Genomic DNA, 13,984 nt, shown 5'->3' with positions numbered 1-13,984 from the left:
ACCTTCTCGCGGTGCCCAACATAACCGCTATCGCATTAGCCACCTGCCAGCCACATCAAGCACCTGACCAGTGATAAATCCGCTTTCGGGGGCCGTGAGGTAGCAGGCTGCATCTGCTACCTCCCAAGGCTGTCCCAATCGACGAACTGGTGTTTCGGCGACGACCGCTTCGTTCGCAGCGGCGGAGACCGTTTTGAGAAGTGGGGTTTCGATGCGATCTGGCGCGAGCGCGTTGGCGGTAATCCCGAACTCACCCAGCTCACCCGCCAGATGACGAGTGAGCCCAATTACCGCAGCTTTGGTTGGCCACCAACGGAAGGTAAGCGCTGCCCGCTACGGAAGACATGTTCACCACTCGGCCAAAGCGTTTCTCAACCATAGAGGGCGTCAGAAGCCTTGCCAGGTTGAAAGAGCCGTTCAGATTCACGTCTACGACATTGAGCCATTCCTTCGGCTCCATCTGCCAGATGGGGCAAGGTTTTCCATCTTTTTTGGGAGAGATGCCTGCGTTGTTGATCAATGTTTCGATCGGCCCCAGCTGTGCTCCCAATTGCGTACAAGCGGATTGGCATTGCTCGAAGTTTCCGACATCGGCAATGGCGTAGGCGACTGTGAAGCCTTGGCTTATGAAGGCATCGGCCTGGGCTTTGAGACTCTCAGGGTCTCTGTCGAGCAGGGCAACAGATGCACCCTCCTCGCAGTACCGCAGCGCGATCGCTGCTCCGATGCCACTCGCTGCTCCGGAGACAAGAACTACCCGCCCAATGTGTCGTCCCTGGATCATGGGTTTGGCGGCAGCGTGCAGGCTTTGAATGCTTGGGCCATTCAAAGGCTCAGCTAGGATGGCGATGTTGTCCTTGGTCGGAAACCCGGTGATGTAGGTTTCCGGGAGGATCAGCAGCTCGGTATCGACCGCGCAGGTAGCGATCACCTCCAACGCCCTGGTCAAGTTGTATGCGGTGTCGCCATCTCGACCTTTTATCTGGGCCAACTCGACTTTCATTCCAAATCTCCAAGCACTCTGAACGGGCTAAACGCCTTCACGCTGGGCTATTATGGGCTGCCCTTACCATGACGGTAATCACACGTGGTGGGTAATCCCAAGGAGTGACAATGGCCCCCTCGTTTCCAGAAATCGCATGGCATCGCTCAGTCGGTCTTCTGATAGACAGCATTGACCGCCCAGGCTTTTGGCAAGCGGTTGTTGGACGGATCTCCGACGTACTTCATTTCGACAACTGGGTGGCGTTGCTCTTCCAGGAGGGGAGGCCTCATCTTTTGGCCGAGTCCTCTGCGCCAGGCGGCGGGCCTGACCCGCTGTTTCAGGATTACCTGAAAGGCATCTATCCGATTGACCCGTTCTACGGCGTAAACTGCGAGACTCCCCGCAGCGGGCTGATACAGCTGCGAGATGTAGCCCCCGACTGTTTTGAAGACACGGAGTACTATCAGCGCTACTTTCACCTCAACATCGTTGCTGATGAAGTCCAGTTCAACTGTCAGCTGGATAGCAATCGGTTGGTGTGCCTGTCATTCGGTTCGCATCGGAGTTACACAGACGAGGAAATGGGTGCTTTGGCCATGATCCAGCCATGGGTCATTTCCTTGATGCGTCAGCGCGTTGCGTATGAAGCTCAGGAGCGAGTGGAGGTACCAGCGACAGATGGCCTTGATGGATTGCGAGCAGCGCTGACCGCTCGGGAGTTCGATATCTGCCAACTAATGCTCAGTGGCCATTCGAGCAAGGGAATCGCCGACCGCTTGGCGATCTCGGTTGATACCGTGAAGACGCATCGCCGGCATATCTATAGCAAATTGAACATCAAGACTCAGTCCGAATTGTTTGCGAGTTTCTTGATCAGTGCTTGATAGTTTAATCTAAATATTCGTGGAGTATAAATGAGGCTTCGGAGTGCTGTATTTCATGGGTTGCCGGGTGTAGAAACGCTGTGCTTGGATTTTGAAAAGGTGAATGTTTTTGTCGGGCCCAATGGGGCTGGGAAAACCACTGCGTTGTTAGTGATGAAGCAGGCGCTTGATATCCTGTCGCGCAAGACCATATGCGGTGAGATTGGTGATGTTCCAAGCTGGCTGATGTTCACTTCAGTTGACATGGTGTTTCAGGATCAAGATCGAACTCTCGCCAATGCCATGTGTGACTTGCTTGAGATAGTATCAGATACTTTGCACTTAAGAATTAAATGCGATGATACTGATTTTTTTATTGAATCTATTAAATCCGAGTCAGAAGTCCATGTTGTATCTGCTAAGAAAATTGAGGTAATCGAGAATTTGCAGAATACTATACAGCAGACCGAGGAACGTATAGACGAAGCACAGGCTCAACTCAATCAGAATCAAAGTAACCAAGGTGTCAGGCTGGAGCTCGACCGTCTCCGGCAAGCGCACGAAAAGTACCTAATTGATCTTGAGGTGGCGATGCAATGCGAGATCATAAAGCCGGGCACTGTGACGGAGGAGGTCAACCGAAAGCTGCTGGATGAAGCTCTGGGCAACACCCGTTTCCCCGCAGCGGTTTGGGTGGATTCGGCCAAGAACCTAGAGGGCGTCATTCCAGACTTCATCAATCGGATGTGCGAGCAGCAGTCCGGCAAACCAGCCGAGAAGAAAAAATTCCGCACTGCTCATGCGACGTTGAACCACCTTCTGCAGCATGAGGTAGATTTTCATGAGGTTGATGGCGAGAAATGCTTATCCATTGATGGCGTGGACTACCGCAGGGCATCGTCCGGCACCCGTGTCTCACTTGCATACTTTGGTCTGACTCATTTTCTGAACCATACAGACTTCGTAATTTGGGACGAGCCCGAGAATGGGCTGCACCCGACCCGTCGGATCAGAATCCTGGATCTCATTCAACAAGATCCACGGCAATTTCTGATTGCTACACATGCGCTAGAGTTTGCTCCTATTTTCGCGGTCGATAGCAAGATTTACAGGTGCGATGCTTCCTACGAGGAGGACGCAGAGAATACGACTCTTCAAGTTCGAGAGGTGACCAGTCGCAAGGATGGCTTCCTTCTGCTAGAGGCACTGGGCGTGCAACCTGCTCGTACCCTTTTTACTGCAAATGTCGTGCTTTGGGTTGAAGGCCCTACGGAGCTCGTGTTCTACCGGCACTGGCTTAAGCATGCATTGCAGGGACTGGATCTGGAGGAGGGGTTTCATTACACAATCATGCATTATGGGGGTGGGCTGATTTCGTACCTTGGCGTTGCGGATGATGAGCACCGCGAGTTGGCCTTTGATGCACTCAGTATCTGCCGCAACATCATCATCGCCATCGACTCAGATCTTGATGGGGTAGTGGTGGGTAACGGCTCTGAGCATTTGAAGCCTGGTGCACGGGCGGTAAAAGCTGAGGTGGATCGACTGAATGGCAGCCGGGCGGACTCTGCCCTATTTTGCGTTACCAAAGGGCGCGAGATTGAAAACTATCTCCCACCTAAAGCGCTGCTCCACGCAGCGTCTTCGTGCTGGCAGGGATACGCAGACCATGAAGCAACTCTGCCAGTGGATGATTTTATGTGCGGGCAATACCAGCCTTTTCACCAGGCCCTGCAGGCTTTTTTTGAGAGCGCCGGTGTCACCTCATTGAAAGTCAAAGACGGCGTCGAGAAAATTCATGTTCATGGCAAAAGCTTATGGGGAGAGGCCAACAAGGTGGCAATGATGAGGGCCGCTCTCACGTTGGAGGGCCTGACGCCAGAAGACATGCTCTGGGGGTTTTCGCGCGAGCTTGACGACATGGTTAAGTTCATAAGTCGGGCGAATGCGTCCTGAGCAAAGAGTTCATCCTAGGGGCGTTGCAGACAGTCTAATGCGTTGCTACGGGGAGCAGGTGGCGTCACGAGGAGTCTATGGGCGCCGGGCATTGTGGCAGGCGTCCAGCTCGATTTGAGCGCAAACCTCAGCCTGGGCAAGGGTCTGATCGGTGAAAGAAATCAGGCTTGTCGCGTTGTGTTGAGGCTCACGCTGCCAGGAGGCCCATTCGGAATGAACTGGCGCGTACTCAAAAGCTCGCCGGCACACATTTCCTGACTACCTGGGGTGGGGCATTCTACCTTTCATGGCTTGGATTTAGGGACGGGCGCCTTCACTACATTCCAATACGGCTGTGCCGACTGGATATGTCGGCTGGCCCTCTGAATTGCCGGTCTCGACTCATCATCCAGATACCAGTAGCAGTACGTGATGGCGCGAGTGATCGCTACATATGCCGTACGGAGTGCTTCCTCGCCCTGCGCGGTGTCATATCCACACGGGTCTCCTACCCGATTTAGACCCGCCTGCGCGTATAGGTCGTTCTTTGAGGGCGAGGAAGTCTTCAGGTCACAGTCACCGAGTAGAAATACAGCTTTTGCTTGGAGACCCTTGGCTGAATGGTAGGTAAGGAATTTTATCTGGCTGGAGCGTTTCTCCATCCTTGCCCTATCAAGCAACTCCTCAAGTTCGTCGCGTGCCTCATCCTTCACTGAGTTTGAGCGCGTCAAGACGAGTATGGAGTCTCCGGCGAGGTAATGTCGTTCAACGTCAGCAGCGATTTGCTTCCAGTTCAGTTCCCGGACTTCAACTGGCACTTGGTGCTTTATTACGGAATTGTTTTTCGCAACCCCTTGCTTGTTGGGAACGCCTCCAAGGGTACGTTTCACAATTTCCTCTGCTGCATCAATCACCATCTGGTGGGATCGATGGTTCTCTTGCATGAGCACCTGATTTGGCTCAGGCGACTCGAACACCCTGTCGAAATCGATGAGGTAGTGAGGAGAGCTACCTCGCCAGCCGTAGATACTTTGCCAGTCATCACCTACTGCCATAAGCGAAGCGTAGGCTGGTGAACCGTTGGTGGGAACTGTCAAATTGCGCCTTTCGATCTCGGCGAACGTCGCACGAATCCACGATATCGTGTTGGCGCCGACATCCTGAAACTCGTCAACAAGCAGAGTCGTCATGGGTTTTAGCACGCCCGGTGAGAGCGCTTTGAGATTGTGCGGCTTACGCTCGCTGAAGATGGCGAACATGGTATTGAACGTCATCACCGGCGGGGTCATGTTGAACAGCATCCGGGTAAAATCATTCCAGTAGATTGCCAACGCATGGAAGAAATCTCGATCCACATCGCCCTTCGGCAAGCGCATCGCCCGGATGGCTTCGAAGACGTCCAAGCCCAGATTTTCCATGTACGACGCAGCGCTGTAGAAAGCTTCAGTGATGTACTGAGGAGAAATGTCACCTTCGATCTTGTAGGTGAATTTGGGGCACGTGTTCACTAGGCTCTTGATCGCCTCGATGGAGCTGGCTGAGTCGACGTAGCTTTTGAGATAGATTACAGGGCGGGAACAATGCGCCTGAAAGAGGATTCGTTTGTTTTTGACATCCGTATTCAGGTAAGGAAAACGTCCTTCCTTTGCCTTCAAATCTTGGGACTCTGACTTGTCCACTCCAAGAATAACGAAAGCATCAAGCTCCGGGATGTATCCGTTGACTTGGAAATCGTGTCCCAGCAATTGAATTACCTTGCGCGAAGGCTCAATCCCGTCGATCGGCCATTTACCGGCACCACGCCATAGCCTCTCTAAGGTATCGCAGATGTCTTCGTCCGCTTTCGCGAGGTCACGAGCTTGTCGTTGGGCTTTCAACGCTTCGGGGCTGTCTGCATTGACCTTCTCCATCGCTAATGCGTGGCGATACAGTTTGCCGATCAACGCCTTGAATTCGGGATTATTGTCGTACAGCCGCATATAGCATTTATTCATCAGCTCAAGCTGGGGCTCACCCATTTTCACTTGGAACACCGAGCCTTTTTCCTTCGCGCTCCCATCCTTTTCTAAAAACTCGAACGGCTGCACGCTCGCCATCCCAGGAAGGCAGCGAGCGAACGAAAGGATCCGCGAGTGGAAGGTGCGGACAATTTTCAGTGAGTCATCATGGGATATGTCATAGCCCCAAAGCTTGAAAACCTCCCTGACCTTGTTCGCAAAGTCTTTCTTGGACTCGACCGTAAAGGTCACTACGGTGAGGTTGGAGAAATCAATGCCTAGGTAGTGCCGCAAGACCAAGAGCCGCAATACCATCGTCGTAGATTTGCCGCTGCCAGCGCCGGCAACAACTGACGTGGTAGGCGTCTTGGAGAGGATCATCTTCCACTGATCCGCTGAGGGAGGCTGATTCGGTAGCCTGGCTCCTACGTCTGATCGAATCTCCTGTTCCAGTTCATCTGTTATCGGGAAGCGCCAATTTTTGAAAAGCACGTCCTCCCTGATACCCGGAGCATCAATCTTCGGAGCTGGCCCGGGCTGCAGTTCAATGATCAGTTTTCCTTCATCGAATCCAGCTTTATAGCCGGTTTCAAGACCCTCCGCGCGGCCCTCGTCATACCCCACTGCTCGACCTTTCTCATGCCCAGACTCATGCCCTTCGTGAAGCCCCCGGGAGTGTCCTGCTTCGTCCCCAGTCGAAACCCCCGAAATCTGCCCAGCGTTCCACCCCTCCCGATAGCCTTCATGGCGTCCGGCGGATCGGCCAGCTCTCCAGGCGGATAATTGGCATATACCTGCTGCATCGAGAATCAGGTTGGTCATCCGGGACAAGATGCCATTCGGTAAGGATGGCTCTGGTAGCTCATCAACTGGCGAGCTGGAATCTTTAGCATCCACTTGCGGTAAATCTCCATTTTTTTCGACGAGGACGAGTGCCGAATGTGGGTGTCGATTTTTGCGACACTGGCCAACGAGCGCTTCAGCCCTATTTCAGGTCGTACGGAGGGTATCATTTTGTTACGAGGGCAGATCAAGGACTGCGCAAATGACGCTCTATGTAGAGGGTCTTGGTCTTATAGGGCCCCGGAGCGTATGACTGTTGGCGTCTGGAACTCAGGTAGTATGCTCAGAGCTGCGCTGAGCGCTTTGACTGATGGAGTAGGTGTGTGGGAAGGACGTTCGCATTCGTTGACGAGTCAGGCAATCACGACCTGAACACGTCGAAATCGGGAAGCTCAAGCTTCTTCGTGATCTGCTCGATCATCATCACCGAAAAAGATCTGCCCCGAGCCTATGAGCTTGCGGAGCCTCTACGGGCACAACACTTTCAAACGGGCGAGATCAAATCCAGCAAGCTCAAAGCAAAGGATTCTGATCGTCGCCGGAAGATCCTTGTCGATCTTGCTGAGCTGCCCCTAAAGCTTTATTTCACGGTTGTAGACAAAAGGCGTGTGTACAAGGACGGTGGGAACCAATTCAAGCAGTCCTTCATCAAAAGCGTGAATAACCTCTTGTACGAACGCCTGTTCAATCATTGCCAAGATCTCCATATGACCGTCGACGAGCACGGCGGGCCGGAATTCCAAGAGAGCTTGCGGGATTACGTTGCAGCGCGGTACGCCAATGACCTATTCGGGGACTCGGCGTTTCAGACCAAGAGCAGCAAGAGCGATGTATTGATCCAGGTGGCTGATTTTTTCGCCGGCACTGTGGCCCATATCTACGAAGGCAAAGCCTCGAACGAGGTAGTGGAGGTCTACAAGAATATCCTGCGTAACTGCACTCTGGGGCTGCTGGAGTGGCCACCCAAATTTCAGCCTTTCCTGCCTCCACCAATGAGCGAGTCTGCGCATGCGGACTACCGAGTACACCAGCAAGCGTTGAAGCAGGCAGATTTGTTTCTCGCCAAGATTGGAGAGCATCCAAGCGAAGAGGAGCGGCTACCACTCTGCATCCTGGATTACCTGCGCTTTCGAAGCGAATTTGTCAGCGACGAGTACGTCTCCACTGACGACATCGCCAAGCATCTGGCGGACAGAGGCTTCCCTGGGCTGGGCGATCAGAAGATCAGATCAAGTGGGATCGCGAAGCTGCGGGACTGCGATGTAATCATCGCCTCCGCTACGAAGGGGTACAAGATCCCTCGAACACGCGCTGACATAAACGATTTTCTGGAGCTTGCATCGAGCCAGATTCTTCCGCTGCTTGATCGGGTCAAAAAGGCTCGGGATGTCTACCGGCTCAGCAGCGTCGGGGAATACGACATCTTGGCGGAAGACCAATTCGCAGAGATCAGGAAGCTGTTGTTGTCGCTTGAGGCGTTATAGGCGAGTCCTATGGCGGCTCTATTGCTTTGTCTGTAGCAATCGCTGAGACCGCACTAGCCAAAGTGGTCGTGGTGATCGGGCGGGGAGGCGGCTAGCTTTTTAGGTCATACCGAAAGGATCAGCGTGGTGCGTAACCACCACGGGCCAGGGCATCCTGCAGCTTTCCGACAGCGGCTCGAATTGTATAGGCTTCGTTATCATCTATTGCGCACCCACGTACTTCGCTCCAATCGAGCCGTTTAAAGAATTGGGCAAGTGCCAAGGTTTCCTCCTGGCTCAGATCGGCATCCGCCTGGAGGCCGTTTATACCGAAAGTCACGGTGACGTCTTTGGGCTGGGTCGGCTTGTTCATAGGGAGGCTCCATTTTTGGCCAGTGGTAGTTTGGCGTGTTCAGCCAATGAGATTGCTCAATAGCTTAGCTGACCACTCCAAAAGCGCTTAGGCCAAGAGTGTCTGTAGGGGGTAAGAGAGACTGGGAAGAGCGCGGACAGTTTAAACTGAGCGGGCTTACGCGAGGGTACTGGGCGCGGTGGGGCAACATGTGGCACCGTTGGTGGAGCGACTACCCATCGATTCGATGGCCAGGTTGATCAAAATGTGTGGATGCAGGGCGGTCGTTCGCCCTGTATCACTCTGTCGTCAAAGCGAGTCAAGATAATCAAGATAATCAAACGTCAAGATTCAACGCCATCTGCCTGACCATTTACAGTGGCTGCTTGCTGTCGATTACCCAGTAGATGAGGTCGCTCTGACTACGGGGCAATTTTTTGACCACATTCTTCGCTGCCGCCCTCACACCTGCATCCGTGCCGTGGATTTTTGCGGCTAATAGCAAAACCAGTGTCGCATGGCTGAGGTTCATATCAGGCTCTGTGGATGTTATTCGCACCCCGCATTGGCGAGTGCCCCGCGTGATGTTGTGAGCAATGCTCTGGCACTCAGATAACAAGATTGAGCCATGATCGAGGTAGCGCGTCTACTACAGGCGTGCGTATTGGATTTTCTCAAGTCCGAGAATGCCGTAGCTATTGCGAATGTTCTGCTCTGTGGGCTCCTTGTCACGCAGCCAGCGGACGGGAATATCCAGATAACCTGCCCAGCGTGCACCTTGTTTGAATTGCCTCCATTGCTTAGTTTTGGCCATGACCTCCAGGTATTGGTTGACCAACAAATACTGCAGGTCTCCAGCGGAGTACTTAGCAAGCTGAAAGGCTTTAGTGTAGTGAGGGGACGCAGAGGCAAAGTCTTCAGCCCGATAGCACACTATTCCCTTCAGCCAGTGCATAAGCCATGGAAGGCGCTCGGCAACCCCCGCCAGTCTCATCTGTTCGCACAGCGCATCCACAGCCTCCAGCGTGACACCTTCGCTGTTTCTCATGGCAAGGGCACGCTGGAGGTAGTGATCAAAATGTTCAGGCTTATCTACGCTCCAGCGAGAAATCGCGTCCGAGCGAATCCTTGCAGCGTAGGATCCGTATCTCTTTTCAATCCATTGCACGACTTTGTCTGGGACGTAACCTCGACTATCTTGATTGCTTAGCAACAGCTCATTCGCGTTCTGGAGTTTGCCCTCAAAATGTCCCCAGAAGTGCGGGCCCATCCTGATCCCAAGCTCAACTCGTTCCGTGGCTTCGATTTGAATTTGTTCTTGTGGGGTGTACGCGCGAGGTTTGACTGAGACAGCCGCCACGACTTCCCGATCTAGTTGGGTTAGGTACTCGGTGATTTCTTCCTTGATCCACCCGAAGTAAAGGCGAGTTTGGCGCGTGATGTCTTGAAGATACTCGGTTCCCAGCCGCTCCTGAATATCCATCAAAATGAATGTGATGATTCGCGCGATGGTGGCGCAAGTGATGATGCCGTCTTGGAGCCTTTGATCAACGGCGTTACTAACCGAGGCCTGCGCCTGAAACGAGTCCTCAAGGTTTTTCACAAGTGCGGGAAGTGACGGCAGGTGCTTGGCGTTTTTCCAGCTTCGTGCTGCCCGCTCATTTTGTTTCAGGTGTGTGGTATCGCCGACTACACCGATTGGATCGTGGAATGTCGCAAGGGTGAGGCCGCAGGAGGCATAAGCCCAAGCCAGAACTTTATCCAGCGGCGTTGAAATATTTCCCTCGACACTCGATGGCAGAAACCAGCACGGTTCCATCGGTTGCGGGGCTGCGTAGATGTATCCCTGAAAGACTACCCAGTTTCGAGCCAGTGACCGTACGGCGACTTCGACGGCGTAGCTGGTCAAGAAGAATCGCGCGGTATCGCGTTTGGTCATGGTCGTACCCATGGTCTTGACCATCGACGCATATGAGCCATAAAGCTCGTTCAGTACCTCTTGAACCTGCTGGGCCCAAAAGGGGCAGCGGATGTACCTGCGAAGTGAAGCGGTCAGCAGATCAGCGATATCTTCAAACGCCTCCTGCAAATTGCAATCCTCCTTGGCCAACCTCTGCATACGCTTCTGGTAGGTCTTTGCTATGCCTTGATCAAACTCGGTCTCGTCTTCACGATTATGGGCTTTGCGAGGCATCACGCCGGACGCTGCAACGGCGTACTGCGCGACGTCGCCGAGGGTAGGGGAGGTGTAGAGTCGTTCCATGGGTAATGCCTCGATCGCCGTTAGTGCTTAGTGTTGGTTGGGATTGAGTTGTTTGCCCCGGTTGCCATGCACCTGGGAGTTCGTGATGTTCGAACCTTTCGTACCTTTGTTGGCGTTTGATGTATCAGAACGATGGTTGGCCTGAGCCCGCTGAGAGGACGATGGCTGTGTGCCTGAGGATTTGTTGGTGGGGTTTTTCTGGTTCATGGTGATGCTCCTGAATTTGGAGTTCCAGGCTGGCTGGGGTGGCTCCGTGAGTAGTGCATTCAGGTTATCCAGCGAGGGCTGATGGTTCTAGGTCGAAACTGGCGACGAGTTTTTCGGCTTACGCGGTGCTCCGCGCAAGGCAAGCGCTCTTGCCGATCTGATTTACGAAATGCTGGGCTGTGCGTTGACCGTACCCGTCCGGCCAAGTCACCTAGCTGAAGGATGTTCTCACGCGGCTGCCGACGCAGCGGGCGAGTGAAATCGATCAGTTGCTGCCGCATGAGTGGAATCCCATCAAGGCGACTATTTTCCAAGCGCCCAACTGTTAGGAGAGAACCATCAAGGCTTTATCAATTGTACGGCCCAGTGGCGGTCGAATCGCTTCTGGCGAGAAAACCCTCGAAATTCGTCGTTGATATCCAGACTTGGATCCTTTCGAGGATCTTCTGATTGTCGAAAACGGGAGGTTTCTTCATAACGATGGTGACGAAGACGATAACGGTATTGCCGTCGCAATTGTGCGCGTGAAAGCCGTGCGCCCATTCGTCCTGGCTGACATGCAAGCGGCCTGTGCAGGTTATTTTGAAGACGGCTGCCTCGCATGGCAGTTGAGTGACTTAAAGCCTGTCACACACTCAGTGGCCATCCGAGTGGCGCGCGGTATTTACGAGGTAGACTTCTTGCTTCCAGACAAGCGCTGACCATTAAGCAAGATGTGTTGAGCAGACGCTTACTGTGAGCAGCCATGGCGGGTGTTTGCTGCGGGGCGCAGCATCTGCAGTGCCACCACATCTCATGGACGAGGAGTTCGGTGATGTGCTGTGGAGCATTGCATTTTACCAGCGCACTGTGAGTTCTTGCCTGGCAGTTGCCGACCCACCTCAGTCGTTCACCACCGGCAGAAACCGGTCACAAGCAGCTGAGCGTAGCCAAAGCCTGTCTCCAGAAATGAGATCTTCTGCGCGTTGGTAGCGGTTGCAGCCATTGCTGAGGCGGGATAGTCCGGGCGTTTCTGTCTCCCGCTTTTGAAGACCGTATTGGCGATTTGCGTGGGAACAGGTGAAGATCGGCCTCCATCGAAACGGAGGTGCCAAGTGTCGCTCACAAACAAGGACGTAATCACGGCTTTCATCGAAGACTTCAAATCAATGCATCGTGACGATCTGCAGCCCGATGTGGTGTGTGACTTCGACGGTGACCCGTCCCAGCTCGCCCAAGTCATACCCATTGGCGGCAAGCCAACCTTGCAGTTCTCCTATCGCTTCGCCGACAGCACTGTGAGCGATCACAGCGATTTGTTTTATTGCCTGATTATTGCTGGCCATGAGCTCGCTCATTGGGCGAACGCTCATACCAAGCATTTAGATAAAGATGATCTCGACAGCAAAGCCATTGAGATGTGGGCTGACTTCTTCGGTACCAGACTCGTGTTCACCGCTGTGGCACGCTGTACGAATGTCAAGGCAATCATCGCTGGCCGACTGCGTACGCCCGCCTTCGAGGCCGCTGGCCCGGATGCGCTGTTACCGCAGTATGGCAGGGCATTGCGTCGCGTCTATGACGATGTTTTTGTGCCTGCCGGCCTATCGCCCAAATATCCATCGCCGAAGGAAAGGGCACACATTTGCGCTGCTGGCGTCACGTCATTCTTCTATAGGCATCTGGGCCAGATGCATCAGGGAAGGACAATTTTCGCGTTGAGGAGTGTTCTCTTGGATCCGTTCAAGGATCTCCTCGACTTGTTTCAGGATGACGTCACACCAGACGATAGCGATGAGCTCAGTTATCGGAACATCGAGATCCATTTAGGACTCAAGCAAGGCAGGCCCCTGATCACTCCTGGCGTTCGGCCTGAATTCAACCAGCTAGTTGGTACCCATTACCTAGGGCATGCCGAGAATAAAGTCCATCGTGAGGAGCTTCGGGATAAGGTTCGGGCTTGGGGAGTTGACGTCTAGCTCGGGGCTACTTGAACTAGCCGGCTATTCGCTGACGGCGTCACAGCTGTTTGTTAGGCGAGACGTCGTGAAACTCGCTCCACAGCTTGTAACGGATACGCTCAGGGTGGACACCGACGGCGTTCAGGAGAACAGTTTTTTCTCCTAAGTCATCATTCGGCAGGGTGGCGACTGTCCACGACACCTGCCTGTGTTCTAACGCTTGTACTACAGCGGAAAGGTAAGGGGCATCCACGGGACTGAGCGAGTGTCCAAGCACCACCACCTGATCAACCTCTGCCAGACCTGCGAAAAAATCAGTATTGCGCTCGATGATGTCGTTGGAAGGTTTGAAGGTGATTGAGAAATAATCGTCCAGGGACTGCATGGCTTCGATGAGGCGGTGATCAGAGTCCTCATGATTCACTGCATCGAACAGCGATGTCCGTTCTGCAGGGCCCCAGCCGTGCCCAAGTACGAGCTCGGAATCAGCGTCTGTCGATTCGCCGTGAATGTGCAGAATATTTTCGGTGGGTACTTGGTACACGCGAGTGAGCGTGCTGGTGTAATTGAAGGTCAGAAAGGTGGCGTTGATGTCCAGCCCGGTAAGTCGGTTTAGAGCATTCTGGGCGTCAGGGATCTGAATGGTGTTGACCCATTCAGCGAAAAGCTTCTGAAGAGCTCCTCCCAGTCCGCCTGCCACTCGATCGACCTCATACTGAAAATCGTGATGGCCAGAATCGCTCCAATCATCGTCAGAGTAAGATCCCATGAAGTGTTCAAGACTGCTGACGATGTGGTCGGTGTCGAGTTCGGCGAAGGCCATCTCCAGATCCGCCCAGCTTTCGCCCGCAGGCAGATACTCTTCCACCCAGTCGTAGACCTCGCGATCATGGTCTCTGACGTGGGCCTTGAAATGCCCGTAGCCGGTCGGCAACCCGTGGTTCAAATCAAAGCCGTTACCGATGATGTAAAGGGTCTTGGTGAGCATAGGTATGACCGCAGCAGGGATAGGCTCCAGTGTTGCTCAAGGACTGGGGCCTGGCCAGCCCGGTCGCTGATCACTGCCCGATCTCGACATCGATGTCGTCCTGGAATCCAAGTTGCTGTTGAGGCCTATCACCAAACTCAAACCTTGA

13 protein-coding genes are annotated in these 13,984 nt (G+C 53.6%); 5 read left to right on the top strand and 8 right to left on the bottom strand.

The window, feature by feature from the left end; all coding sequences use genetic code 11:
- Window positions 1-27: 27 nt before the first annotated feature.
- A complete protein-coding gene (locus IFT99_RS26510; RefSeq protein WP_269059405.1) occupies window positions 28-258 on the bottom strand; it encodes an SDR family oxidoreductase in 231 nt (76 codons plus the stop codon).
- Between the two features lies 1 nt (window position 259).
- Window positions 260-1,003 carry an SDR family NAD(P)-dependent oxidoreductase gene (locus IFT99_RS26505; RefSeq protein WP_269059404.1) on the bottom strand — a complete coding sequence of 248 codons (744 nt, stop codon included), beginning with the start codon at window positions 1,001-1,003 and terminating at the stop codon, window positions 260-262.
- A 110-nt stretch (window positions 1,004-1,113) separates the two neighbouring features.
- On the opposite strand from IFT99_RS26505, the gene IFT99_RS18340 reads away from it, so the two are divergent.
- Both IFT99_RS18340 and IFT99_RS18335 read left to right on the top strand, forming a co-directional pair.
- On the top strand, window positions 1,114-1,869 hold the full coding sequence (locus IFT99_RS18340; RefSeq protein ID WP_057426409.1) for a response regulator transcription factor: 756 nt from the start codon (window positions 1,114-1,116) through the stop codon (window positions 1,867-1,869).
- A 30-nt stretch (window positions 1,870-1,899) separates the two neighbouring features.
- On the top strand, window positions 1,900-3,804 hold the full coding sequence (locus IFT99_RS18335) for an ATP-dependent nuclease (RefSeq protein ID WP_192134119.1): 1,905 nt from the start codon (window positions 1,900-1,902) through the stop codon (window positions 3,802-3,804).
- A gap of 284 nt (window positions 3,805-4,088) precedes the next feature.
- Here the strand turns inward: IFT99_RS18335 and IFT99_RS18330 are convergent, their stop codons facing one another.
- Window positions 4,089-6,677, bottom strand: a complete 2,589-nt coding sequence (locus IFT99_RS18330) for a UvrD-helicase domain-containing protein (RefSeq protein ID WP_192134116.1) — start codon at window positions 6,675-6,677, stop codon at window positions 4,089-4,091.
- Between the two features lie 269 nt (window positions 6,678-6,946).
- Here IFT99_RS18330 and IFT99_RS18325 point away from each other — a divergent pair, with 269 nt between their 5' ends.
- On the top strand, window positions 6,947-8,107 hold the full coding sequence (locus tag IFT99_RS18325) for a DUF3800 domain-containing protein (protein ID WP_192134114.1): 1,161 nt from the start codon (window positions 6,947-6,949) through the stop codon (window positions 8,105-8,107).
- Between the two features lie 118 nt (window positions 8,108-8,225).
- Here the strand turns inward: IFT99_RS18325 and IFT99_RS18320 are convergent, their stop codons facing one another.
- The 4 genes from IFT99_RS18320 to IFT99_RS18305 all read right to left on the bottom strand — a co-directional run bounded on the left by IFT99_RS18320 (window position 8,226) and on the right by IFT99_RS18305 (window position 10,908).
- Window positions 8,226-8,459 (bottom strand): DUF7706 family protein, encoded by a 234-nt coding sequence (locus tag IFT99_RS18320; protein ID WP_057426415.1) that lies wholly within the window; start codon window positions 8,457-8,459, stop codon window positions 8,226-8,228.
- 352 nt (window positions 8,460-8,811) lie between these two features.
- Entirely contained in the window at window positions 8,812-8,970 is a 159-nt protein-coding gene (locus tag IFT99_RS18315) for a DUF7740 domain-containing protein (protein ID WP_192134112.1), read from the bottom strand.
- A gap of 117 nt (window positions 8,971-9,087) precedes the next feature.
- The gene (locus IFT99_RS18310) at window positions 9,088-10,701 is read right to left on the bottom strand and encodes a hypothetical protein (RefSeq protein WP_192134110.1); all 1,614 of its coding nucleotides are present in this window, start codon (window positions 10,699-10,701) and stop codon (window positions 9,088-9,090) included.
- Window positions 10,702-10,728: 27 nt separating this feature from the next.
- Window positions 10,729-10,908 carry a hypothetical protein gene (locus tag IFT99_RS18305; protein ID WP_057427499.1) on the bottom strand — a complete coding sequence of 60 codons (180 nt, stop codon included), beginning with the start codon at window positions 10,906-10,908 and terminating at the stop codon, window positions 10,729-10,731.
- Between the two features lie 425 nt (window positions 10,909-11,333).
- Here IFT99_RS18305 and IFT99_RS18295 point away from each other — a divergent pair, with 425 nt between their 5' ends.
- The gene (locus IFT99_RS18295; protein ID WP_197986033.1) at window positions 11,334-11,609 is read left to right on the top strand and encodes an ASCH domain-containing protein; all 276 of its coding nucleotides are present in this window, start codon (window positions 11,334-11,336) and stop codon (window positions 11,607-11,609) included.
- 393 nt (window positions 11,610-12,002) lie between these two features.
- On the top strand, window positions 12,003-12,866 hold the full coding sequence (locus IFT99_RS18290) for a hypothetical protein (RefSeq protein ID WP_234697548.1): 864 nt from the start codon (window positions 12,003-12,005) through the stop codon (window positions 12,864-12,866).
- A gap of 40 nt (window positions 12,867-12,906) precedes the next feature.
- On the opposite strand, the gene IFT99_RS18285 is transcribed toward IFT99_RS18290, so the two are convergent.
- The gene (locus IFT99_RS18285; RefSeq protein ID WP_122236242.1) at window positions 12,907-13,836 is read right to left on the bottom strand and encodes a bacteriophage abortive infection AbiH family protein; all 930 of its coding nucleotides are present in this window, start codon (window positions 13,834-13,836) and stop codon (window positions 12,907-12,909) included.
- Window positions 13,837-13,984: the final 148 nt, after the last annotated feature.

This window comes from Pseudomonas sp. CFBP 8772, from assembly GCF_014841665.1.
GTDB lineage: Bacteria > Pseudomonadota > Gammaproteobacteria > Pseudomonadales > Pseudomonadaceae > Aquipseudomonas > Aquipseudomonas graminis_B.
This window is presented reverse-complemented; position numbering and strand designations above follow the sequence as displayed.